Here is a 24,071-nt window from a genome sequence, read left to right as displayed (position 1 = left end):
CGCGAGCGATCCGCCGAAGGCGGAATTCCGCCCTACGACACCGCAAGCAAAGGGGCAGACCGGAGGTCTGCCGCCCACGAACGGGGCGTACCAAAGGTCTGCCGCCCACATACCCGTACATCAAACCGAGTCCGCCATGATTTGTTTCAGGGTCGCCTCGACATCCGAGGCGAGTTCGCCCAGACCGGCGCCCGGCATTATCTCGGCGATCATGCTCGGTCGACCGAGTTTCACAATCGTCTTGCCCCCCTCGGTATAGACCGCAAACCGGCAGGGCATGAACAAGGCTACCTCGCTGTCTTTCTGCAGCGCCTTATGGGCGAAACCGGCGTTGCATACTTCGATTATCTTCAGCGACCCTCGCTGAAACCCTTTTTCGGCCAGGGTCGCCTGAACGTCGTGCACTGCCAGCACCCGGAACTGGCGCCTGGGCGTGTTTTCCTCGATCGCCGCGACCACCCGGTCAAACGGCTTCGTGCTCTCAAGAGTGTAGGCAAATTCCATTTCAGTCCACCTGCTTTCTTCAGAAATTAGACTACTGGCTCAGCAAAACGATTCACACAATCTCAAGGGTCGCCGCAGGAATCGTGTCAGAAAAGCAGGGCAGAATCCCCCGACGCCTCGGCGTGGTGATTCTGCCAATTCATGCCGATCCGCATGGAAATCACGACCGAATCTCGTAGCTCGTCACTACTTTGGTCTCGCGCTGTACGGTCTGGCTGACCACGCAGTATTTCGACTCGGACAGCTCGATCGCCTGGGCTAGTTTCTTTTCGTCCAGGCCCGGTCCGGTGGCGATGTATTTGACTTCGATAGTATGAAACGGCCGGGGGTAGGTCTCATTCTGGTGAGCGGTGATCTCGATCTCGAGCGACGTCAGCGGCTGCCTCTGTTTCTGCAGGATCTTTACTACATCGATCCCGGTGCATCCGGCCATCCCGTAGAGAAGCAGCTCGGTCGGCTTGTAGCCCGCTTCCGTGCCACCCGCTTCTTTGGCGCCGTCGGTGACGATTTTGTGACCGAATACGGACGTCCCCTCGAACTTAATTCCGCCGACCCAGTTCATTTTGGCGGTGAGCATGTTCGTAATCTCCTGTGATATGTCAGCCAAACAACTCGCTGAGTTTCGATGTCGCTCTGAACGGGCGTTCGCGGCCGACCTTGGCGGACGATAGAAAACCTAACGTCTCGAGTCGCTCAAGATCCTTGCGTGCAGTAAGTATGCCTACGTTATTTATGCGCGAAAACGTCTTGATGGTCGCACTCTCATCTTCGTTCTTGTATAGGTATCTGAGCAATTGAATCTGCCGATCATTCAGTGCGTATTTGGATTGCGCCAACTTGCTCATTCGTCGATTTTCCAGTTCTTTGCGTTGGACGTATTTCTGGAAATCGACTCTTGCTTGCTCGATCTTCCGGACATTATAGTCAAGAAAGTAGTTCAGATCGTTATCGTCCTGTTCGCTGTAAACATAGGCATCCCGATATTGAGCCGGGGACTGGCGAATGAGTTTTGACAACGGTAGGTACGAAAAAGCCCAATAGTCATGGCGCAGCACGTACCAATAGAAAAGCGTTCTCGCTAGTCGGCCGTTGCCGTCAGTGAACGGATGAAGATAACCTATCCAGAAGTGAAGTATGATCGCCTTAATCACTGGGTGTACAAAAGGAATGGTCTCGGTGTTGTCATTTGCGTAAGACACTAGCCTGACTATTTCTCTCCGCATGAATTTTTCGCTCGGAGGCACATGGTAAATGAGTCCGGTAGCAGGGTCACAGACAACCACCCTGTCTTCATCAGCATCGGTTCTGAGCCGTCCCACGTCGCCTGATCCAATCGTGTCCTTCGTCAGGGTGACGTGCAATTCCTGAATGTTGGGCACACTCAGGTCTTGATGTCTAAGGGACTCCTCAATCTGGAGCATCGCCTGATAGTTGTTTAGGATCATTTGCTCGGAGACCGTCCGGGGCTTTCTATTCTCGACCAGCATCTTCTTGGCTACCCTGCGCGTTGTATTGGCCCCTTCCAATTGGGAGGAAGCGATGGCCTCCTCCATGATTCCCCTCGTAATGTAACGGCGGCGCGCCGATGGATCACCCACTAAGGACGACTCAAGGTATCCTCCAAGTTTCATATCCACGATGTGCTGAAAGCGATCGAACCCGGGAAGCGGGTCCCACGTGAAGTGGCGCCCTTTTTCATCCTTGACCACCGTTGATGATCGGCTCGGGGAGTAGGTTCTAAGAGCTTTGACGAGGGCCCAGAATTCCTCGGGAGACATTCCCTTCGGTCGGTTCATGAATCTCACTTTGTCCCAGTACAAATAATTGGGGTAGTGGACGGCGGCCAGATACTTGCCAACATCAGGTCGGTTAAAACCAAGCACTTCTTCCAACTTCCCACTCAAGTCCGGCATCGGCAGTCTGTAGAGCTCTTCCACTCAATCACCCCTTCTGGTAAGCAGATTCAAACATATATAGTCTATATGTTTGATAAACATATAGCAAATGTTTTCGAACATGTAAAGAGTAATCATTAAGTATACATTTTGCATACATATTCCTCCCCGGTCTAAGGCAAAGAGCACAATATGATTAGCGGAAACTCAATATCATTTCGAGTAACGCGCTGTGACGCATTTGGTTAAGTGGCCGTTCCAAGTCAGCGAAGATCCACCGCCTCCAGCGCTGCCCCCAGCTCGGCGGCCGTGGTCACCGGTAGGCGGCACACTGAGTTGCGGCAAACATATGCCACCGCCTCGCCGTCGCGGGCCGACCGCCCCTCGAACAGCGGCCTTCCACCGCCGCCGTTGGAACTCACGGCCAACAGCGCATTCGCCGGCAAACGAAACCGCAGTTCGCCGAGCATTCGGGCCCGCTCGGGGCCGTCGCCGACAATCACCACCTCGATCTTGTCACCCAGATGGTAATCCAGCGCCAGGAGGGCGCTCGCCATACCGCCGGGATGACGCGCCATCAGGCCGGAGAGCGCCCGAAGCGCGGTCTGTCCGGCCGACGTATACGCGTTGTTGCCCGTCAATCTCCCTAACTTGAGAAGCGATTCGATCAGTAGGGAAGCAGGCGACGGTAGAGCCCCGTCGGAGTCCTCCCGCGGACGATACAGCAAGTCGGCCTGGTTCGCCTCACGCATATAGAGCGAACCGTCATCGTGCAGAAACAGCCTGATCGCGTTGTCAGCCAGCTCCGCCGCAAAATCGAGCCAGCGGAGATTGCCGTCACTGTGATCGGCTTGATAGAGATCAAGCAGGCCGCGAAGGTAGTAGCTGTAATCCTCGAGAAACTGCCCGTCGGAATGCCGCCCGCGACGGTACGAATGCGTCAACTTCGCGCCGCGCCACAGAGTGCTCCGAACGAATTCAGCATTCTTGACGGCCGCATCGAGGTATTTCTGTTCACTCGTGACGCGATATCCGGCCGCAAGGGCGCTGACTGCCAGACCGTTCCACGATGTCAGAATCTTGTCGTCGGTCAGCGGCCGAACGCGCTTAGCGCGAACCAACACGAGCTTCTCACGAGCATCGGCTAATCGTTTCTCAAATGCCACCGCGTCGTGGTCCTGCTTCAATCTGTCGGACGACTCAGTGATATGAAGGATGTTCCGCCCCTCGAAATTGCCGCCTTCAGTGACGTTGTAATACCGGCAGAAATCTTCGGACTCGTCGCCGAGCGCCCGGTAGATTTCCTGCTTCGACCAGACATAGAACTTTCCCTCCTCCCCCTCACTATCGGCGTCGAGCGCCGAATAGAACCCGCCGCTCGAGTCGGTCATCTCCCTCAAAATGAAGTCGAGCGTCCCGCTCACGATATCAAGATAGAAAGAATCGCGCGTGATACGGTACGCCTCCGCGTACACCGGCGCCAGGAGCGCGTTGTCATAGAGCATTTTCTCAAAGTGCGGCACCAGCCATTTGGCATCGGTGGAGTACCGCGCGAAACCACCGCCAAGCTGATCATAGATTCCGCCCCGTCCCATCGCTCTCAGAGTTTTCTCCGCTGCCTGACGGTAGGTCATATCACCCGTGTTGTGATAGTAACGAAGAAACAACATTAGCTCGGTAGCGTGGGGGAATTTCGGCGCGCGGCCGAAGCCGCCGTGTGTGTGATCGAACCCGCCCATGAGCTCGACCGCCCCCTGGGCGATCATGCTCGAAACCAGCAGCGCCTGTCCCTTGGGCTGTTCGAAATGGGCCTTGAGGCTTTGCGTGATCGCGTCGGCAGACTCAAGCACCTGCCGACGCTCCTCACGCCAGGCCTTGGCTATTTCCGAGATAACTCGCTTGAATCCGGGGCGGCCATAATAGTCTTCAGGAGGAAAATAGGTCCCCGCAAAGAACGGCTTCAGTTCAGGAGAAAGAAAGACCGACATCGGCCACCCGCCACCGCCGGTGAGCGCCTGCGTGCAGGTCATGTAAATCTGGTCGAGATCCGGCCTCTGCTCGCGGTCGACTTTGATGCTGACGTAGTGCTCATTGAGAATCGCAGCGATCTCCTGGTTCTCGAACGACTCTCTCTCCATGACATGACACCAGTGACAGGCGGCGTAGCCGATCGACAGGAAAATCGGTTTGTCTTCTCGTTTCGCTTTCTCCAGCGCCTCGTCGCCCCACGGATACCAATCCACCGGGTTGTGGGCGTGGCTCAGGAGATAGGGGGAGTTTTCGTTGATCAGATGATTGCTATGCAATGGTGAGGTTTGAGGTTGTGCCATTTGCGTACCTTGATTTGCGCTGCCTGCCTGCGTTCCGGGCGACGTCGCGATCAGGCCGAAGACGATAAACAGTCGAATCGCCGCACGAACGTGTACCATACCCGTCCATAACAATACCGGCGGAGGATGGTTCAGATCGCCGGTTGGGGCAGAATCTCGCCTGCCGCGGACCGCCCGCGATATCGAGCGACCGGCGGTTTAGCTCAGTATGGAGCGCTTTCGCCTCGGCAGGCCTGAAGAAAGCCCGCCTTACAGTTCTCGCCTGAGTTTTGGCCTAGTCCAGCCCCACCTGCGACAGACCAAAAATGGAAAGGTAGATGTTCACAAACGGAAGCGTCGCATGGTCTCCCGCGACATGTCCACGGTCCCGCACCCAGTCGACACCGGCCTGGAAATCGAGAAAGGCGAAATCGGTAACAAACCCCTTCAGCCCCAGCGATAGAGTGCCAGTTTTCTCCACCACCCCGGTTGGAAACGGCTCCGAGTAGTCACCGTCGCCTTCTGTCCACGGCTGAGTCCAGTCGGCTTCTACCCGCCCTTCACCTTGGCGGTAGTAGCTGAATCGCAGCGACGTCTGCAGCTGCTCTCGCCACCAGCGAATCACACGCAGCGTTGTCATATCGTAGTCGTTGCCTTGCGCGCTACCGATTGGACGCCCGTCATTTAGATACCGGTTTCGCGCGTGCATCTGGTTAAAAGTCCAGTTACTGACACGCTCGTATTCGAACTGAAGGTCGGTGCTGACAAGCGCATCAGCCAGATAACCCCCCGCCAGTATGCCCAATTGGGCCGGCTCCTGGTCGCTCCGAGTCTTGTTATCGATCTGCAGATCATCGATCAGCAGTTGGCCGTAGACAAGCAGTCCCTCAACGGGTTGGGCGTCAAAATCGAAACCGACTATAGTGTTGTCATTGAGAGCTTCGTTAAGCTGCGAGCCATGATAAAAGATCAGGGGATTGAGATAGAACAAATCGATCTGCCGCCCCGGTCCACCGAACACAACGGTCTCAAAAACACCGGCTCGCAATCTCGGCCCAAAATGCCAGTCGAACTGATGCGCCGCGATATATCGCGGTTCGTGTTGCACGACGTCATCCTCATCCGGATTCAATCCATCGAGAGAGCCGAGTCGGTAAGACACCGAAGCTCTCCCCCAACGCACGGTATAGCCGAAACCGTCGAGCTTCTGATTCGGTGAAAACACCAGTGACTGGCGCGGTCCCCAGAAGCCGCCAAACCGCCCGGCGATCAGATTGAAGCGGTCAACAGTATATGTAGCGAACGCCTGGTCGATATCGCCGGCGAAGCCGCGCCACTTTTTGCCGCCGTACGACGGGTCCTCGGCCAGTTCCTCGTCGAGAATGAAATCCGCATAGATTGAAAGTCGCCGAAACGGCTCGCCAACTAATCCTGCCCGCACAGATTCGTACCCGACCGGGCGGCTTTCTCTGACCGCGTGGAAATCTTGTGCAGCAAATCCGAACAGTCGTACATGACTGGAGTCTGGAATCGACCAGTCCGCGAAGGGGCCAAGCCGTCCGTCAAAGCGCGTGATAAGGTACGGCCCGACCTGAAGGTCAAACGCATCGAACTGGCGCGCGTCGCGGCGATGCTGCTGCTCATAGAGGAAATCATACTCTGGCTGCCCGAGCGGCAGTACGGCAGCTTCCGGCGATCGACAAACCACCGTGCCCAGGGACAGGGTCAGAAGCAGAATGCGCACACGGGGTTTCGCACATACAAAATGCATACGACTACTTCAAATGAGCTTCGTTGCTTGAATCCGGCCGGTGGGATGGGGGATACCGACCGCTTACTGCTGCCGAGCTATTGTTGCCGCACTGTTACTGGCCGGTCCCTCTTACTACGGTGGAGACCGTCTTGGCCAGAATCTTGGCGTCGAGCCAGAGTGACCAGTTGTCTATATAGTGCAAATCGAGCAGCATCCATTCTTCGAAATCGATACTGTTGCGCCCATTCACCTGCCATAGGCAGGTGAGGCCGGGTCGCACGGACAGTTTGCGATGCTGCCACGGCTCGAACCGTCTGGCCTCCGCCGGCAGCGGCGGGCGCGGCCCGACCAGCGACATATCACCCCGCAGCACGTTGAAAAACTGCGGGAACTCATCGATAGAGAACTTCCTAAGGAATCTGCCCACCCGGGTTACGCGGGGATCTTCTTTGATCTTGAACACCGGGCCGGTCATTTCGTTTTTGTCCATGAGGCCGCGCTTCTTGACCTCGGCGTCGTTCTCCATGGTGCGGAACTTGAGCATCGTAAACGGCTTGCCGTTGAGACCGAGCCGGGTCTGTTTGAACATGACCGGCCCGCGGCTGTCCAGTTTTATCGCCAGCGCCGCAAGAAGCATTACCGGCGCCGATCCGAGGATGCCGATCAGAGCCCCGATTCGGTCGAGCACCGCCTTGATGAGCAGCGGCACATAACTTTCCGGCTCCGAGCGGTATACCATGGCGGGAAGGCCGTTGATATAGGTGGGCTGAACCCGCGCCACTCTCGGCGTGTAGAGACTGGGCATGACAAAGATGCGAATGCCCATTTTCTCGGCGGTCTCCATCATCTGCCATGACTGAGGTACGTCGTCCGGCTCGACCGCCCAGAAGAGGGCGTCGACCTGGGTATTGGCGGCGATATGCGCCAGGGTGCCGGGGTGACCGATTAGCGGAATATCGCGATAGCGCCAGTATCCCTGACGGTTGAAGTCGAGAAAGCCGATCAGCCGGGTATCGAGTTCCGGCGAACTCAATATCATGTCCGCAACTTTGCGGGCGTTTTCGCCGGTGCCTACGATGATTGCACGTTGTGTCATTATCTCCGCCGACCCCACCAGTCTATCGTGATCGGCCAGGGACTTGATAACCAAACGGGCGAAGCTCATCAAGCACAATTGTAGGGCGAAATTGCCGCCGACATAAAGCGCCGCCGCACCGGTGGTTATGGGCCAGGCCATGACAAAACAGACCCCCAGAAAAATTATGCCGATCTTGCCTTCGTCGACAATTGTCCGCCAGGCCCGTTTGCGGATCTTGTACCGCCCCAGGACCGGTTTCGGCCCGCGCGTGTGAAAATACCAGATCCGGACGAGCAAAAGTGCCGCAACTGACTGCCATAACCAGCCGCCGCTGACTTCGCTCAGATCGAGGGACATCCAGAGTATTAAAGCTGAGGCCAACGACGCCCCGATCTGTCCTGACGACGCCAACAGGAGCCTTCGGAGAATGCGATTAGCGGCGACACCGCTGCCGAGTCGCGTAGCGGCAGATGGCATGCCATGAGATTCCAGGCTGGGCACGACCGACTCAGCAGTATCGGTTCCGGACAATCGGTCCTTCTGTAGCCGGACTTGCTCGGTTCGTTCAATCCTGATCGGAGATGCGCTTTCAGATCGCACGCCGTTTTGATCACTCAAGGTGACCTCGCGCAGACGATCGGTAGTGTTCGTGGCCACGGCTGTCATCACTGCTGCGCTCTTAGGATCCGCTTTTGGGGTTCGCCTCTCGGCCGGCAACGCGATTTCGACTGCGCGGCGGGTCGGCGTGGCTGCGGGGAGTGCTCTCGCCCGGCCGGTGGAACATTACCGCCCGCTTATCCGGGTCGGCCATGCGGTAGGTCTCCGACGGCATACGGGAACAGGCGATGAGGAAAGTCTCGTTGTTTCCGGGTGACTGCACTTTATAACGGAGATAGCCCGCCAGGTCAGGATAAATGTCAAGCGAGTCGACCGGCGAGCCATGCTCGGCAAGAAACCGGGCGACCTCCCTGGGATCGGCTACCCTGAGCAGCAGGAAGTCAGCCGACGTGATTCGATTTTGCAGGCCAAGCTGGGTCAGGCAGTTGGCCACGCGAATAGCTTCATCGTGTATTCTCGTTACTCGCTTGCCGGCGGAGTCGAGACCGGTGAGGGATGATGTCGAGAGCCGGTGCGTGTTGCCGGTTATCCGGGACCACTCGTAATGGTTCTTGAAACCGCTTACTAAGCGAGGCGAGCCGATAATGCACCCGGATGCATCCGCCCGGTTTCCCGAACCGGCACCAAACAATCGCAGCACCACCACCTGTTCGTGCCGCTCCAGCAGGGGCAGGCCGGTGATGCCAAAGTAGTCAAAGTAAGTTTCGTCGATAATCAGCAGCCCGTTGGACACTTTCTGTGCGATCCGGTTGAGATGATTGAGCGAAAAACTGGAGCCGGTCACCCGGTTCGGATTGGCCATGTAGATCAAGCTCGATGAAGTTCCGGCCGCTTCGAGAATGTCCTCGGGGTGGCCGACAAACGGCGACGCTCCGAGGATCTCTACCGCCTTCAGGCCGGCGCGCTCGGTGGCGATGGCGACATCGGGCGACGCGTGGCCGGCAATCCAGAGGCAGGCCTGGTCCTGGCCGGCAAACTCCAGAAGAGCGGTCAGCATCTCGGTAAAATCGGGGAAGGGTACGACTGCGGAGCTATCAACCTCCAGTCGTGCGGCCAGCTGCTCGAGCAGCTGGTCGAGACTGTCGCGAGTAAGCGTAGAGATTGTCTCCATTAGCATCTCCTTTGGCTGTGTTGCATGGGTCCGGTCGGAATGGCGATCCGAGCGGTCGGTGCGCATGATTTGTCGAAGCTGAATTCCATTTCCTTGCTTCCCGGCAGCAGGGCCGAATACTGCCGCTTGGGCCTACGCAATCCCCGTGCCGGGCTGCTCAGTTTGTGAACAGGGTCTTTCGCGTTGGGACACAATGAGTTACGGGATTGTGCGAGGCTAGAATAGGGATCGACAGCTATCGGGCAACTCGGGCTGGGAGACTTCTTCCGTCGGACTCGGAAAGACACGACATAATGGATCACCCGGAACAAGGACTGCCCCGGGTGATCCTGTAGGAAGGTGAGAAAAGAGACCTGAATCAAGGACTGTTGCTCTTGGTCTCCTAAATCCGGTCGATGACCAGGATTGTTGTCAGCACGCCGCCGACAGCGGACAGGGCCGTAGAGACGGTCTTGAACGTATCTTTGTCCTTATGAATCTTGGTGGGGACAACGATGATATCGCCTACCTCGACTCGCTTATTCATGGTGCCGCCGCCCGAGTAAACTTCGCCGTTGGCCCGGATCAGCCGCACGCCGTCTTTGTCCGCCTGAGCGGAGAAATTCCCGGCGCGCTTGAGATAGTATTTCGCTTTTTCTCCCTCTTTGAACTTGATCGTACCGCTGGCGCCGATCGCCCCAAGCACCGAGATCCCGCTGGGTACACGGGGCACGAAGATGCGGTCGCCCGGTTGCAGCACGATGTCTCCCTGGCGCCCTTTCGATTTGAGCAACTGCTCGACATCGAGGACAATTCGATTCATCGAACTGGGCTCGAACTCGAACAGCACTTGTCGCGAAATCTTGCCGAGCGAGTCTTCCACGACCGGGCACGACTTTTCCAGCAGATCGGGCACCCGCTTGCGGGCGAGTGATTCGCCTATCGACGCCCGCTCGAAGATCATCCCGCGAGGAAAGGAGGTTTCAGTCATACCGCCGGCTCGAGTGAGGACATCGTAGAGGGTTTCCTCTCGGTCAGCCAGAACGTATTCTCCAGGGTACATCACCTCGCCCTCGATCCTGATCGTTCGGTGCAACTGCCAGTACGGCAACTGGCGGACATATACTCGATCATCCTCCTGAAGCCGGATTTGCCGGGCGGTGTCTTCGCTGAGATCGGCCTCAAGGAGGGTGACTTCGCCGAGCGAATCGGTGCGGGCGATTTCAGCGCGGTAAAGCGACGCTCCCCGGTCAAATGACCCGGCCAGAAAAACCAGGTCTTCGACCGTCATGCTGTCGTAGTGCATATATCGCCCCGGGTGCTTCACCCGGCCCTCTATGAAGACATACTTGTCCCAGGAAACGTCGCGGATCGAATAGACATGCAGGGAATCGCCGTCCTGCAAAACGATGTTAGACTCGCCGGAGCCCATAAGGGCCTCGCCGAGATCGACCGCGATAACCTCGCGCCGCCAGTCACTGTGACGGCGGAACAGGTTGGCCCGCTTGAAATGCACGTCGTAGGGTTGAAGCTGGGCGCGCTGAATCAAGTCTGATACCCGGGTGGAATCGTCCCGTTCATAGTATCCGGGGTGCTTAACCAGGCCAAACGCCGCCACCATGTTACGCTTCATCTCGAATACGGAGAACAGGGTTAGGCGGTCGCCATCGGTTAGGCTTATGTCGTTCTGCGTCTCCGTTTGGGGAGACAGATTCAGATCCAGCACCGTCCATTCGTCGTTGCCGGACACTCGCTCCATCATGACGCGATTTAAGTACGCTTCGGCGGTTGGATTGCCGGCCAGCGCCAGAAGTTGCCGCACCGTTTGCTCACCTTTAAGCTCGTAGATCGCCGGTCTTCTTATTTCGCCGCGAATAGCCACTCGTGGGCCGGCCACCGGAACGAATATGGCATCGCCGGACTCCAGGCGAACATCCGACGAGTTATCGCCCTCAAGCAGGAACCGATAGAGGTCCGCCTCGGCGACTTTGGCGCCGTTCCGCATGAGGCGAATTCCGCGCATGGAACCGTTCCCGCTCGGCCCGCCCGCCAGGAACAACGCATTAAAGAGCGACGTCAGCGACGAGACAGTATACGCCCCGGGCCGATGTACTTCGCCGGTCAGATAAATGCGGATGGCGCGAATTTTGCCGAGTGACACGCTGAGATCGAAACTGGTGTAGATCGTTTCCAGCTTGCGCTGCATTTGCTCTCTGAACTGGGCCAGCGTGCGTCCCCAGACAATCATCTCGCCGGCCTGAGGAACAAAGATTCGTCCTTCGCGATCGACTGTCAGCGAATACTCATTCTCCACCTGCCCCCAGAGCGCTACAATTATGTTGTCGCCGGGGCCGAGAATGTAGTCGGACGCTGCGGCGATGTCGTCGGGCGGCAGTGTTTCGCGAGGTCCTTGAAAGAGCTCCGTTCCGAACGGGACAAGTTCCTCGAACGGTATCAGTTCGGACCTGCTTCGGGAGCCGGCCCTGGTTTCCGTTCCGTCCTGCTCGCCTGCGGATCCGACTGGCAACTGGACGAGCGATTCCGTCTGGGAATCGTAGTGCGTGGGGGATTGATACGTGGTTGGATTGTCGGATCCGTTGTCCGGACGCGCGAGCCGCTCCAACAGGGCGGCCTTCTCTGAATCGCTCAGTTGGGGCAATTCCTCGGCGAGAGCGCGCTTGAACCAATTGAGGCAGACCAGGATTATGACAAATCCGATCAGCAGCGATTTCTTGTTCATCATCACCTTCCTATAGCGATGAGCCGCGTTCCGTGCGGCTGATTTCACACAGCGGAGATCCCTACAAGAGGCGTGCCACCAACTCGGCAACGCGATTATCTGATTGACTGAAAACAGCTTAAGGACGTTGCTGCGGTCCCCGACCGGGCACCGGCCCGTGTTCGATTGTGCCGCCGTTTCCGCGTCAGGCGGAATGGTTTTCCAGTCGTCGAGTCATTCGGCCGGGATCGGCCGGGCGAAATTCCGGGCATCAGGGAAGCTTGATTTCCGCTTGAAGATGCGAGCCTGACAAAAAGGAGCAGCCCGCTTGACACAGGCCGGGGGCTGTTGTAATTTGCGAGCCGTTTTTTTGACGGAGCGTGTGGTTGGATCGTCTGTAGTGACAAGAGTTTGGACCGGCCGCATATGAGCCGGAAAGCGCGCTGTCCTTCAGGTGTCCACCAGACGAACGGATGAGACTTACAGGAGAATTTGAGAAATAGGACGGAGAAGCGAATGCGGATTTTGAGACTGGCCGTGGCTGTTCTGTTGCCGCTCGCCCTATGGGGCGGCCATCTTCAGGCCAGCGGCTTTGAGAACACCGGCCTGGGAACAACCGCGCGCGGCATGGCAGGAGCATTCCGCGCCGTGGCCGATGATTGGAGCGCCGCCTACTATAACCCGGCAGGCTACGCCTTTATTATTGACAACCAGCTTGGCGGCAGTGTCGCACTTATTAACTTCCGCAACGAGATCACTCCAAACTTCGTGGAAGTTGACGATTTCGGCAACTCCTACGGCTGGGGCATAGTCAACGGCCAGAAGGTGTACAACTTTCATCGTATCCTGAATAACCCGTCGGCGGGCCTGGTGGTCCGGCTTCCTTTCTGGGGCGAAACCGTGTTCGGTCTCTCTGCCTTCCAGCCGTTTGATCAGAGCCTCCGCTGGCGGCTTTACGACCCTGAGGCCTCCGGCATGAGGGCGTACAACGAGGATGCGGTGGGCAGCAGGAAGATACCCGGGCACCATTATCTCGTGGATCTGGATGTCGTGGCCATCCAACTGACGGCGTCTCGCGAGTTCAAACCTGAGAAGCTCTCCGTAGGAATCGGACTTCAGCTTCTGCGCGGAGACCTCTGGTTTAGCGACCTGACCTTCCGCACCAATCCCCGTCTGACGGCTCCCGATATCACGGATAAGCCCGGCGTATTCCGGCGGCCCTGGGAAAAAGTGCCGGAGTTCCATGACAGCCAGGGCCGGGGCTGGAGCTTCGGCATTCGCGCCGGTGTCATGTGGAAGCTGAATGAAAAAATCGATCTGGCAGCAACGGCCTATCTGCCGTTTGATATCACCATCAAAGGCGATTCCTACTTCACCTTCATCATGCCCAAGCCGGATTACGCGGTGGTACTGCCCAATACCGCCGACTTCCTGTTTGTTTCCGGCTACGGAGATTTCGTGAATCTGACCTCCGAGTTTGAGACCAAATTGAAACTGCCCTCATCGCTGGGCGTCGGGGTCGCCTACAAGGCCACCGAAAAGCTGACTGTTGCTCTCGATGCCGAGTACACACTCTGGTCAGAGTATGACGGCCTTGAGTTCAGCTTCACCGACTTTGCCAACCTCCCTGGCCGCATTGATTCGGCCCTGGTCGACGGCGAATGGCAGAGGTACACGCGACTGTTCGAGCCGGAGTTTTTCCAGTCCAATCTGGCCAATCCGGTGGATTGGGAAAACACTGTAAAGGTGGCGCTCGGCTTCAGGTACCAGGTACACCCGAAACTGACCCTGCTGGCCGGCGGCGGGCTGGACCAGTCACCGGCGCGCAACTCGACCGAACTTACGCCCCAGTTCATGGATCTCGGGACCAAGAAGAGCGTCAACGCCGGCGGAATCCTGCACATCGACCAGTGGGATGTCGGCCTGATTACGAGCTACTACAACTACCCGGAGATCAACCTCGAGGGTTTGACCGACGTGGACAACAGCGACACGTTTGATAACTTCCCCGGTGAATACAAGGCGAGCACCTACGAGAGCGTGCTGTCGCTGGGCTACCGGTTTTAGGAGATTGGGACGATGCGAAGATTTGTAATCCTATTGACAGGTATCCTGGTGACCCTGGCCGTGATGTTCGGATGTGAGGATCGCGGCACCAATATCAAGAAGCTCGATCTGGGCGATCTGGACGGCTGGTCGGGTGTTGATCCCTCGAACCAGCACCCGTTTGTGCCGGCCTTGTCGCTGCAGTTGCGTAATCCCACCGAGCAGCTTCTCGGCGCGACCTATCTACCGCCTGAGGCGGTAAATACGTCTCCGCCCCAGCCGCTGCCTTTGCTCGTGCTGCTGGCTCCGGAAACCGGCAATCGCTTCTACTACTTCCAGGCCGGGCTGAGCCAGTTGGCGCGCGAGCTCACCGCCAGCGGTGACATTCAACCCATGATCATTTACTGCATCGCCAACGACCAGTCTTTTGGCGGCTACTTCTACGCCGACAGTGACCCGGGCGGTCATTATGATTCCATCTTCAAGTACGTGCCGGGCGACGGCAAAGACGATCTCCTCGAGTACCTGCACCGATTCTATCCCTCGACCATCCAGTTGCCTTCTAAGCGGGGACTCGGCGGTGTCGGGCAGGGAGCCTACGGCGCATTTCGAATCGCCATCATGAATCCCGGTGTGTACACGTCGATCTCGGTGACCGACGGGCCGCTGGATTTCGATCATCCGACGGGCGGTTTGACAAACCTGTTTGACCAGGCACTTGCCGAACAGGAGGCGTACTACTTCGCTAACAAGGCGGTCGACACTCTCGAGGTCGGCAGCACCGATCCGTGGGATGTTTTCTTCGTGGATACGACCGTAGCCGGTGTCGACACGACTTATGACACCACCTGGGTGAATTATGACACCACGCCGTTCAGCTACCACCGGCACATTGACAGTTCCTACACCATGCCGGTTTCCATGATGTTGATCGGAGGCTCGTTCGCCTTTTCGCCGAACGATACACTCATTGACTACGACCGCCGCATCTCAGGGGGGACCATTGTAATCGAGAACGTGGATAGGTACAGTATCGCCGACTCGACTCAGCCGAACGGCGGTGACTCCACCACTTTTGTCGGTACTATCGTCAAAGGAGACTTCGTGTCCCACGGAGTTGACATGGATTTCCATCTGCCGTTTGACAGCAACGGGAATGTCTACACTCCGATTTGGTCGCGGTGGATGCGCAACAACCTGGACAGCCTATATGTAGCTCAGGGCGGTAGCCCCCTCGACGGCGTCAGTATGTGGTTCGGTACCAACGACGGCGCCAGGTGGGGCTATTATCAGATGACCCAGTCCTGGATCGAGTTCCTGAGGGACGAGGGCTACGAAATCGAAGAACACCGCTACGGCAGTTACTCGGACGATCCGATAGTTCATGACGAGTACATCTTCGACGTACTCCGGGAGATGCTGATCTTCCACTCCAATAACTTCGGCGATTGATCTGTTCGTAATGATGTCGGCCCGGAGGAGCCAGCTCCTTCGGGCCGTTTTTTTGACAGGAAGCGGCCATGACTACATTCGATAAATACGATCTGATATCAGTCGGCGCGCACCCGGACGATGTCGAGGTCGGCACCGGCGGCGTGCTGATCGATCTGCACCGACGCGGCTACCGCTGCGGTATCGTGATTCTGACCCAGGGCGAGATGGGCACCGGCGGCACCGCCGAGATTCGCGCGCAGGAAGTGAAAGACGCAGCGGCGATACTCGGAGTTGACATCCTGGCGACCTTCGATTGGGGCGACACCAAACTCGAAGACAGCTACGTCCATCGTCTCGAACTTGCCCGCATTATTCGGCAGGCGCGGCCGAGAATCATGCTCGCGCCATACCCGCACGTAGGACACGGCCGTCGACAGTCACACCCGGATCATGTCGCTGCCGGCGTTATCAGTGTCAACGCCACCAACCTGGCCGCGCTGAAAAAAGCTGATTTGACGGGTGAGCCGCACCTGGTCGATCGGGTGTTTCATTATTTTCTGCCGCCGGGGGTGTATCCCAATTTTGTGGTGGACATCACGCCACACTTCGATCAATGGATCCGGGCGCTGTCCGCACACCGCTCACAGTTTCTGAATCCGGAGAAGTCGCGGGACTATATCGATTCCCTGACGCTTATGGCGCGTTCGTTCGGGATGCAGGCGCGGTGCAAGTACGGCCAGGGGTTTTACGCAGTGGAACCGATCGTGGTGGGGGACATCATGTCCTTAGCGGCACCGGATGAGCATTAGGGGGCGCCTTGTCGAATCCGCCCGAAAGCGGGCTGGATTCGACGTACCTCTCACCCCGCCGCCGCGAATGCTTGCTGCAAATCCGCCAGCAGATCGTCCACATGCTCTATCCCCACTGAGAGGCGAATCAGTTTGTCGGTTACGCCGTGCTTTTCACGGATGTCTTTCGGAATGGAAGCGTGGGTCATGGTCGCCGGATGATTGATCAATGATTCGACCCCGCCCAGCGACTCGGCCAGGATAAACTGCTTCGTGGACATCACAAACTTCTTCACGACTTCAAACCCGGCGTCGATCTCGAACGACACCATCCCCCCCGGCAGGGTCATGCCGTTGGGCAGCGGGCGGCCGTCTAAGCCAGGATAGTACACTTTTGATACCCTGGGTACGGTCTGTAAATATGCGGCGATTTTCTGAGCGTTAAGTGAATGCCGTTCCATCCGCACGTGCAGAGTTTTCAAGCCGCGAAGTACAAGCCAAGACTGGAACGGATCGAGCACACCTCCGACCGCATACTGATTAAAGAATATCTTCTCTCCCAGCGTAGTGTCGCGGGTGACAAGCGCGCCACCGATTATGTCGCAATGCCCGCCAAGATATTTGGACATCGAGTGATGGACAATATCCGCCCCAAGATCCAGTGGCTTCTGTATGTACGGTGTCGCAAACGTGTTATCGACTGCGACAAGAATGTTTCGCTTGTGGGCTAATTCTGCCACGGCGCGGATATCGATCAGCTTGAGCAGCGGATTGGTGGGTGTTTCGACCCAGAACAGCCTGGTGTTTGGTTTGAGCGCCTTCTCAAAATCGGCCGGATCACGGCCGTCGACATAGCTGAAATCGAGATTGAACTGCGGCCGGAGCAGCCTTTCGAACAGACGGTGGCTGCCGCCATACAGATCGCTTACGGCCACGACATGATCGCCTGATTTCAGCAGGTGAATTACAGCCGTCACGGCGGCCAGACCCGATGAAAACGCGCGGGCACTGGCGCCGTCCTCGAGCGTCGCCAGCGCTTTCTCCAGTGCCTGGCGAGTCGGGTTGGCCCAGCGGGAATAGACGTAACCGGATTCGTCGCCGGGGAACGTCTCGCGATAGGTAGAACTGGGATAGATTGGGGTCGTGACCGACAGGGTGCCGTCCTCGGGCACCACCCCTGCATGAATGGCGATTGTCTCGGAGTGAAGCTTGCGCGATTGATCGCTCATGGTGAATCCTATTTCAAGAAGCCCTTTTCTCGCATCCAGTCGTCGCTGTACACTTTTGAAATGTACTTTGTTCCGCTGTCCGGCAATATAATCACCACCACCTTGTCGGCGTCAAGCCGGACGCTGTGTTTGAGTGCCGCGGACACTATCGACCCCGATGATCCCCCGGCCAGGATTCCCTCCTTGCGGGCCAGGTCGCGCGCCACCACAAAACTCTCCTCGTCGCCGAGCTGGTACATCGTGTCGATCACCGAAAAATCGATTGTCGGACAAAGCATGTCCTCGCCGATCCCCTCGACCAAATACGTGTGGGGTTCGACCATTGTTTTGTCCTTATGATATTGATAATAGACCGAACCGATCGGATCGGCCGCGACCACTTCGATTTTTGGATTCTTCTCTTTCAGGAAACGGGCCGTGCCCGAGACCGTCCCGCCTGTGCCGACCCCGCCGACCAGGACATCGAGACACCCCCTGGTTTGCTCCCAGATTTCCGGCCCGGTGGTTTCGTAATGGGCCTTAATATTGTCGAGATTGAAGTACTGACCCACCCAGTATGAGTTGGGGGTCTCGCGCGCCAGTCGCTTGCCGGTTTCGTAGTAGCTCTCGGGCGATTCGGGCGGCACCGCGGTCGGGCAAACATATACCTCGGCCCCGTACGCCTTGAGCGTATCGACTTTTTCGCGGGACATCTTATCGGGGATAGTCAGGATCGCCTTGTATCCATGCACCGCGGCGAACATCGCCACCGCCGCGCCGGTGTTGCCGGAAGTGGCCTCGACTATCGTTCCCCCCGGCTTGAGTTCGCCGCGAGCCACCGCCTGCTTGAGCAGGTAGATTGCCATGCGGTCTTTTACTGATCCGGTCGGATTCAGTATTTCAAGCTTGACCAGCATTGTCGCCCTGACCCCGAGCTCGCCGGGGAGCCGGCGCAGCCGTACCAGCGGGGTGTTGCCGACAGCCTGGGTGATGTCGTCGAGGTACTGGATGCCCTTGGCCTTCAATGATTCGCTCATACTGATTGTTATCGTCCTTTCAGTCTCTGGTATTGCACCCTTCGGGTCCCGGCAAGAACACCGCAGGCTTGCGATTTCAGGTCCGGCACTTACCCGGCAAACCCTCGGATGGAGGAGCTACTCAGAGCGGAACAGGCGCAGCCGACTCTCAGTTCGCCGGTTTTTTCGCCGCCGCCCGGAGCTTAAGGAAATTCGTGTGATGCCGAAGAATCCGTTTGACAAGAAAAATGGCAGGTAATAAGCTTTCGCCCAGAAGGGAGAAATGCCCGCCAGGTGGGCGGAAACAGCTCCTGCCGGGCTGGCATTGAGATCAGCCGAACTGCACGACTTTCTTGCATGAGGTATTACAGTGTACTGCGCCAACTGCAGCGAAAAAATCATGGGTGAACCGCTGAAGCAGGGCGGGGAGTTTTTCTGCTCGGTCGAGTGCGCCAATGTCGCCCAGGGGATCGACCCGGATGACCCGTTGGTGTACGAAAACGAAGATTTCGACGAAGAGTTTTTCGAAGAGCCGGAAGGCTGACTGACTGTCCGCCGCTCGGCGGCTCAGTCGCGCGTGATATCGATTATTTGATACCTTAGCAGGCCAATCGGGACCTGTATTTCCGCAATATCGCCTACCCCTTTGCCCAGCAGGCCCGCCCCTATCGGGGACTTGACTGAGATGATATCGTTGTCGACATCGGCCTCTTCCGGCGGCGACAGGGTATAGACAATCTCCTCACCCCGATCCAAATCCTTCACCTTCACCCGGGCGAATATGTAGGCCTTGTCCGACGCGATCTGGTCGGTTTGCAGGGTCCGCACGCGGGAAAGCTTGTCCTGGAGCTCGGCGATCTTCCGTTCGAGGTGCCCCTGGGCTTCCTTGGCGGCGTGGTACTCGGCGTTTTCGGAGAGGTCGCCTAGCTCGCGGGCCCGTTTGATTTCGGCCACTATTCGGGGACGCTCCTCAAACTTGAGTCGCTTCAGCTCCTGCTCCAATTTGATGCGTCCCTCTTTGGTGAGGTAGACCGGCTCTTTACTCATGCGAGGGGAATATAGCGGATTTCCGGAATTTAGGCAAATCTGGCCTACATCCGACGGCTCTTCAGTCCGAATATCACCAGCGATAGTACCAGACCCGGGAAAACCGGCTGCCAGCCCAGCCAGTAGTCTCCCGACGAGCCAGCAAACTTGGACAAGGCCCACACCAGTGACAGACCCCCTGAGGCCAGGATCGAAACCAACGCCCATTGCGGCGGCAGGCGCCGCCTCCCCACGAATGACGTGAACACCGGGATCAACAGAGCCGGCGTTCCGATCGAGCCAAAGGCATACCAGATGTCGATCACCGACCTAAACATCAGCGCCAGTCCAATCGCCAGTAGCATTGTCACGAGCAAGCCGATATGCGTGAAACGGACAATTCTCTCCTCGCCGATCAATCCAAACCGGCGCATGATGTCGTTGCCGAAAGTCGAGGCCGCGATGAACGCGTACGAATCTACTGTCGACATCACCGTCGCCAGCACCGCCAGCAAGAAGATGCCGAACAACCCCGACGGAAGTTCCTGCGCGGCCAGAATCGGGTACGCGGCCACCGGATCGGCGAGTTTGGGGAATAAGGCCATAGCGTAAAGCCCGCACGAGGTTGTCATGAAGTCGAAAACAGCCCAACAGCCTATCGAAATGAATATTCCGTTGCGCGCGACCGACTCTGATTTCGCCGCGTAGCAGCGCTGGAAGAACGCCGGCTCGATCAGGGTCGCCAGCGCGATCACATACCAGACCGCTACATACCAGCCGGAGCGGCCGCCATGCCAGGTGAGATGCGTGTCCGGAACATGATGCACTATATACGACCACCCGCCGTATTTTGAGACGAGGACAGTCACCAGCACGGCGAAACCAAGAAACATGAACACGAATTGAAGAATGTCGGTTCGTACAACGGATCGAAATCCACCCATGTACAGATAGACACCGGACAAAATGGTCCCAAGCACCACGCCAGCCCAGAACGGCCACCCGAATAGCTGCTCGCCGATCGTACCGAGCATCAGCACATACGCGGCAGGAACAGTCATCACGAATATGACCAGCGCGCCGACCGCGGCAGTTCGATCTCCGTAGGCCGCCGCGAGACGATCAGGAATAGTCAGCGCCTGTGACTGCCGCGCCTTCTTCGCGAGAAAAAGAGCGAATAAGAAAGCCGCGAGATAGTAGGGCACACCGAACACGAGCCAGTTAGATACGCCATAGCGGTACGAGTACTCACTGACACCAAGGATGCCGCCGTACCAGGTGGAGACCAGCGACGCTACAAACGCCGGAAGGGTGAGCATGCGCCCGCCCAAGATCACCTCGGCGGTCGGACTATCCGTGCGCAGACGACGGTAGAACCCCACGCCCATCTGTGCGACGAGATAGAGGATGATGAGAGTGTAGTCAGGAAGACTCATTCAGGTACCCATGGCAGGGGCAGACCGGGAGGTCTGCCGCCGACGGAAGCTGAGATTCTGCCGCCCACGGAGCACACTAAAACATCTCCACCTGTACCTGCCCCCAGAACGAGCGCTCCGGCGCGACAAAGTACTCCGCCCAGCCGTCAACCACGACTTGTCCGCCATCATTGTACGCATAGTTGCCCCCGTAGCCTGACGCCTCGTACTTCTTGTCACCCAGATTATCGACTCGCACAGAGAAGGTCACTTTGCCGAGATTCAAAAAGTCCGGTAGGAAATAAGAAAACGACAGCGATGACACCACATACGGATCGAGCGAGAGGCTCTCGACATTCAGCAACTCCATGTAACGCCGTCCCACAAATCGGGTGCGACTAGTCGCACGCCAGTTGCCACGCTCATAGTCCACTACAAAACTCGCCAGGTAGTCCGGAAAATTGACCAGCTTCTTGTCGTCAAAAACAACTCTGTACCCGTCAAGGAACGCCGAATACTCTTTCACCCGGTTGTAATTGTAACTATAGTTGCAACTCAACTTGATAGCTCTGACAGGCGTTGAGGTGGCGGCGAGCTCCATGCCGGAGTGCACCGAACGCTCGGCGTTGGTCGTAATCGGCAGCCCGGTGTTGGGGTTCAAACCACCGTAAGGGATAATCTCATTCCGGAAATCCATCCAGAACAGGTTGGCCTCAAGAGCGAACTTCTCGGAACGATATCGTCCGCCCAACTCAAAATCATACACCCGCTCGTTGTCCATGAGCGGATCACCGAACTCGTAAATGGTCGAGTCCGCGTTGACCCTATCGATCTCCAGCGACGGCAGTATAGTCGGGTCGTTGGCATCATAGATTGCGGCATCGGTCGGCGTGCGCGACGATACTGCGAAATTGGCGAACAGGTCCACCGGCTCGCTCACTTTGTAATTCAGTCCGACACGCGGCGAGAAGAACAGCCAGTCCAGTTCGTAGTCATACCCGCGAAACGCGCCCATCGGCACCTGGTCGAATTTGTAGCGCTGGTAGCGCAGTTGGGCGGTGATCTGTGATGACAGCCGCTCGGTCAGTTTGCTGTGGGTCTGGGCGTAGATCGATCCCGCCCACTTCTTGCCATAGTACTGATAAAACTTGTGCTGGGGCGGCAGCAATCCGGCGATATGCTGCGCCCAGACCACCTGGCCCCAGTGATTCGATTCGAAATAATAGAACGAGCCGCCGAGCGTGTGGGTATGGCGGTCGCGCTCTACCGCGAGGGTGGGATTCCACCCCCACTGGTTCTTGTGCACCCACTGCTGGCGCACCAGGTCGCCCTCGGTGTACGGCTCGCCGGTCGCGGTGTCCACGTCAACCAGCGACGGATCGACATTGTACTCACTGAAGAGGCGCCCGTCCTTGTACTGTTCGTAGAACCCCTTGCCTCGCACGTAGTACAGCGTGTTCGCCAGCGTGAGCTGATCGCTGAGCTGCCACGTGTTGTGGAGGTGGTAATGTGGCTGGTTGAAGTTGTCGGTCTCGTTGGCGTAGGTGAGTACGTTGCCGCGACGGTCCGCAGTGATGGCGGGGCGCGACGCCCCCCCCGAAGCCCCATGCAACTAAAAAGGGCCGCCGTAGACATACAACTCGGTGGTCATGTTGGCGTCGAGCCGCGCCAGCGAAAACGCATACGCCCACCCCTCGTACCAACTGTTCTTGCGGTACCCGCCCGTCTTCTGCTTGGAGAAGCGCCCGGTAAAATGCCAGCGACCGTCAACCAGCCCCGACGAGAACTCGACGCTCTGCTTGTACATATCGGAAATCGATTTGCCGTGGTGCGTGAACTCGCCGTAGCCGAATGTCGCCCGCGAATACCTCAGACGCGACAAACTGCTGTAGGCGACATTGATCGTCCCCCCGAACGACGCGTCGCCGTAGAGCGAGTTGCCCACCCCGCGCTGGACTTGTATATCGTCGATATTGGCCGCGAAATCGGGCAAATCGACAAAATATGTCGCCTGGTCTTCAGGGTCGTTCAGCGGGACACCGTTGATATACGTGGTGATCCGCTTGTCATCGAACCCCCTTATGTTGGCGTACGAATACCCCAGCGGTGCGCCGCCATCGGTATATGTGAAGAAATTGGGGGTCGTTTCCAGCAGCAGCGGGAACTCGCCGACCGTGTAGTCGCGCTTGATCTCATCCGAAGAGAAATCATCAAACGCGATCGGTGTCAGTCCGCCCTGGGCCCGTTCACCACGCACCAGGATGTCGGCGCCGCGATAGAACCGCTCCTGCAGGACCACCACCAGCGGAATCATATCAGCGGCAAACTGGCGCGAGTGATACCCAATGGAAGAGAAGGTGACACGGCTTATCCTTCCCTGCCCCGGCTGCGGCACGGTATCCAGGACGAAGTAGCCGTTTTCGTCGGTCATAGTGCCTACCGACGAGATGTTGGTGACGATTGAGACCGACGGCAGCCCGCGATCGTGCCGGTCGGTCACCTTTCCTTTGATCGCCTCGCCCGAGGCGACCGGGGCGCAAAGCAGGAGCACCCCTGCGATGGTTTTTGTGAATCTCATGACAGTACCTCAACCAAACTGGTGTTTAGTAAGATTCCGTCCTGAGTCGATAGGTATGCCCGCGAGTGCGGACAAGGGATGTAGTCACATCTCCGTTTCCCTACGCCGGTATTACCCGGATCAGGTCGAGGGGGTATGTTCTCAGGCGGTGTTTATTACGCCACCCCCAACGGGATCTGTTTTGCCGAGAGTAAATACGCGCGAACTCAACCCACGCGCAAGTTGAAATTGGATTGCCAGGCGTCCCCGCAAACTCCGTGTGGCAATCACTGTAAAGAAGCCCGCGCGAGCTGCTCCAATTTGCGAATCACAATTAAGATAATTGGTCGCATGTGATGGCGGCAGGTGACAGCCTAATCATATAACCACTTATATAATAACGAGTTACATGGCGTGGTCAGCTTGTTACGATGGTTCGTTCTAGTGCTATGTCCCATGTTTAGCTTGCATTAATATTGAGGAGGTGATATCTTTCTTTTTTCACGAAAGGAGATACCCTATGTCTCGTGGTCGCCCTGTTCCGCCGGTTCTTGTCACCCCCGCGGTTCGTCAGCAGCTCGTTGCCATGACCCAGTCTCGCAGCCTGCCCCATGC

Annotated in this window: 18 protein-coding genes and 1 riboswitch; of the genes, 4 read left to right on the top strand and 14 right to left on the bottom strand. The window is 57.4% G+C overall.

The features are described from left to right. Positions 1-120: 120 nt before the first annotated feature. The 8 genes from AB1772_10590 to AB1772_10555 form a co-directional block, all read right to left on the bottom strand. A complete protein-coding gene (locus tag AB1772_10590; GenBank protein ID MEW5796793.1) occupies positions 121-504 on the bottom strand; it encodes a DUF302 domain-containing protein in 384 nt (127 codons plus the stop codon). A gap of 160 nt (positions 505-664) precedes the next feature. Further along, a complete protein-coding gene (locus AB1772_10585; GenBank protein ID MEW5796792.1) occupies positions 665-1,081 on the bottom strand; it encodes an OsmC family protein in 417 nt (138 codons plus the stop codon). Between the two features lie 22 nt (positions 1,082-1,103). After that, positions 1,104-2,417, bottom strand: coding sequence for a Fic family protein (locus tag AB1772_10580; GenBank protein MEW5796791.1), 1,314 nt, complete (start codon positions 2,415-2,417; stop codon positions 1,104-1,106). Between the two features lie 245 nt (positions 2,418-2,662). Continuing rightward, complete coding sequence (locus AB1772_10575; GenBank protein ID MEW5796790.1) at positions 2,663-4,828, bottom strand: thioredoxin domain-containing protein; 2,166 nt, start codon at positions 4,826-4,828, stop codon at positions 2,663-2,665. Positions 4,829-5,003: 175 nt separating this feature from the next. After that, positions 5,004-6,479 carry a capsule assembly Wzi family protein gene (locus AB1772_10570; protein ID MEW5796789.1) on the bottom strand — a complete coding sequence of 492 codons (1,476 nt, stop codon included), beginning with the start codon at positions 6,477-6,479 and terminating at the stop codon, positions 5,004-5,006. A 94-nt stretch (positions 6,480-6,573) separates the two neighbouring features. Beyond that, positions 6,574-8,205 carry a sugar transferase gene (locus AB1772_10565; protein MEW5796788.1) on the bottom strand — a complete coding sequence of 544 codons (1,632 nt, stop codon included), beginning with the start codon at positions 8,203-8,205 and terminating at the stop codon, positions 6,574-6,576. 13 nt (positions 8,206-8,218) lie between these two features. After that, positions 8,219-9,268 carry an aminotransferase class I/II-fold pyridoxal phosphate-dependent enzyme gene (locus AB1772_10560; protein MEW5796787.1) on the bottom strand — a complete coding sequence of 350 codons (1,050 nt, stop codon included), beginning with the start codon at positions 9,266-9,268 and terminating at the stop codon, positions 8,219-8,221. A 382-nt stretch (positions 9,269-9,650) separates the two neighbouring features. After that, the gene (locus AB1772_10555) at positions 9,651-11,990 is read right to left on the bottom strand and encodes an SLBB domain-containing protein (protein ID MEW5796786.1); all 2,340 of its coding nucleotides are present in this window, start codon (positions 11,988-11,990) and stop codon (positions 9,651-9,653) included. Between the two features lie 492 nt (positions 11,991-12,482). On the opposite strand from AB1772_10555, the gene AB1772_10550 reads away from it, so the two are divergent. The 3 genes from AB1772_10550 (at position 12,483) to AB1772_10540 (ending at position 16,255) form a co-directional block, all read left to right on the top strand. Beyond that, complete coding sequence (locus tag AB1772_10550) at positions 12,483-14,033, top strand: outer membrane protein transport protein (protein MEW5796785.1); 1,551 nt, start codon at positions 12,483-12,485, stop codon at positions 14,031-14,033. 12 nt (positions 14,034-14,045) lie between these two features. After that, positions 14,046-15,464 (top strand): hypothetical protein, encoded by a 1,419-nt coding sequence (locus tag AB1772_10545; GenBank protein ID MEW5796784.1) that lies wholly within the window; start codon positions 14,046-14,048, stop codon positions 15,462-15,464. Between the two features lie 68 nt (positions 15,465-15,532). Further along, positions 15,533-16,255, top strand: a complete 723-nt coding sequence (locus AB1772_10540) for a PIG-L family deacetylase (protein MEW5796783.1) — start codon at positions 15,533-15,535, stop codon at positions 16,253-16,255. A 50-nt stretch (positions 16,256-16,305) separates the two neighbouring features. Here AB1772_10540 and AB1772_10535 read toward each other — a convergent pair whose 3' ends face one another. Both AB1772_10535 and AB1772_10530 read right to left on the bottom strand, forming a co-directional pair. Further along, positions 16,306-17,463, bottom strand: a complete 1,158-nt coding sequence (locus AB1772_10535; GenBank protein ID MEW5796782.1) for a PLP-dependent aspartate aminotransferase family protein — start codon at positions 17,461-17,463, stop codon at positions 16,306-16,308. Between the two features lie 8 nt (positions 17,464-17,471). Beyond that, positions 17,472-18,479, bottom strand: coding sequence for a cysteine synthase family protein (locus AB1772_10530; GenBank protein MEW5796781.1), 1,008 nt, complete (start codon positions 18,477-18,479; stop codon positions 17,472-17,474). Positions 18,480-18,858: 379 nt separating this feature from the next. On the opposite strand from AB1772_10530, the gene AB1772_10525 reads away from it, so the two are divergent. After that, the gene (locus AB1772_10525; GenBank protein MEW5796780.1) at positions 18,859-19,002 is read left to right on the top strand and encodes a hypothetical protein; all 144 of its coding nucleotides are present in this window, start codon (positions 18,859-18,861) and stop codon (positions 19,000-19,002) included. A gap of 23 nt (positions 19,003-19,025) precedes the next feature. Here the strand turns inward: AB1772_10525 and greA are convergent, their stop codons facing one another. From greA to AB1772_10505, 4 genes are all read right to left on the bottom strand, one after another. Next, positions 19,026-19,505, bottom strand: coding sequence for a transcription elongation factor GreA (gene greA, locus AB1772_10520; GenBank protein MEW5796779.1), 480 nt, complete (start codon positions 19,503-19,505; stop codon positions 19,026-19,028). A 44-nt stretch (positions 19,506-19,549) separates the two neighbouring features. Next, the gene (locus tag AB1772_10515) at positions 19,550-20,920 is read right to left on the bottom strand and encodes a sodium:solute symporter family protein (GenBank protein ID MEW5796778.1); all 1,371 of its coding nucleotides are present in this window, start codon (positions 20,918-20,920) and stop codon (positions 19,550-19,552) included. Positions 20,921-20,996: 76 nt separating this feature from the next. Next, entirely contained in the window at positions 20,997-22,511 is a 1,515-nt protein-coding gene (locus AB1772_10510) for a TonB-dependent receptor (protein ID MEW5796777.1), read from the bottom strand. Continuing rightward, positions 22,512-23,477, bottom strand: a complete 966-nt coding sequence (locus tag AB1772_10505; GenBank protein ID MEW5796776.1) for a TonB-dependent receptor plug domain-containing protein — start codon at positions 23,475-23,477, stop codon at positions 22,512-22,514. Positions 23,478-23,557: 80 nt separating this feature from the next. Continuing rightward, positions 23,558-23,655: riboswitch (TPP riboswitch) on the bottom strand. Between the last annotated feature and the right edge of the window lie 416 nt (positions 23,656-24,071).

It is taken from the genome of Candidatus Zixiibacteriota bacterium (assembly GCA_040752815.1).
Lineage (GTDB): Bacteria > Zixibacteria > MSB-5A5 > GN15 > FEB-12 > JAGGTI01.
This window is presented reverse-complemented; position numbering and strand designations above follow the sequence as displayed.

Coding starts and splice junctions, on each gene's coding strand:
- AB1772_10590 (MEW5796793.1), bottom strand. CDS start 504: ATGGAATTTGCCTACACTCTTGAGAGCACGAAGCCGTTTGACCGGGTG.
- AB1772_10585 (MEW5796792.1), bottom strand. CDS start 1,081: ATGCTCACCGCCAAAATGAACTGGGTCGGCGGAATTAAGTTCGAGGGG.
- AB1772_10580 (MEW5796791.1), bottom strand. CDS start 2,417: ATGCCGGACTTGAGTGGGAAGTTGGAAGAAGTGCTTGGTTTTAACCGA.
- AB1772_10575 (MEW5796790.1), bottom strand. CDS start 4,828: ATGGTACACGTTCGTGCGGCGATTCGACTGTTTATCGTCTTCGGCCTG.
- AB1772_10570 (MEW5796789.1), bottom strand. CDS start 6,479: ATGCATTTTGTATGTGCGAAACCCCGTGTGCGCATTCTGCTTCTGACC.
- AB1772_10565 (MEW5796788.1), bottom strand. CDS start 8,205: ATGACAGCCGTGGCCACGAACACTACCGATCGTCTGCGCGAGGTCACC.
- AB1772_10560 (MEW5796787.1), bottom strand. CDS start 9,268: ATGGAGACAATCTCTACGCTTACTCGCGACAGTCTCGACCAGCTGCTC.
- AB1772_10555 (MEW5796786.1), bottom strand. CDS start 11,990: ATGATGAACAAGAAATCGCTGCTGATCGGATTTGTCATAATCCTGGTC.
- AB1772_10550 (MEW5796785.1), top strand. CDS start 12,483: ATGCGGATTTTGAGACTGGCCGTGGCTGTTCTGTTGCCGCTCGCCCTA.
- AB1772_10545 (MEW5796784.1), top strand. CDS start 14,046: ATGCGAAGATTTGTAATCCTATTGACAGGTATCCTGGTGACCCTGGCC.
- AB1772_10540 (MEW5796783.1), top strand. CDS start 15,533: ATGACTACATTCGATAAATACGATCTGATATCAGTCGGCGCGCACCCG.
- AB1772_10535 (MEW5796782.1), bottom strand. CDS start 17,463: ATGAGCGATCAATCGCGCAAGCTTCACTCCGAGACAATCGCCATTCAT.
- AB1772_10530 (MEW5796781.1), bottom strand. CDS start 18,479: ATGAGCGAATCATTGAAGGCCAAGGGCATCCAGTACCTCGACGACATC.
- AB1772_10525 (MEW5796780.1), top strand. CDS start 18,859: ATGGGTGAACCGCTGAAGCAGGGCGGGGAGTTTTTCTGCTCGGTCGAG.
- greA (MEW5796779.1), bottom strand. CDS start 19,505: ATGAGTAAAGAGCCGGTCTACCTCACCAAAGAGGGACGCATCAAATTG.
- AB1772_10515 (MEW5796778.1), bottom strand. CDS start 20,920: ATGAGTCTTCCTGACTACACTCTCATCATCCTCTATCTCGTCGCACAG.
- AB1772_10505 (MEW5796776.1), bottom strand. CDS start 23,477: ATGAGATTCACAAAAACCATCGCAGGGGTGCTCCTGCTTTGCGCCCCG.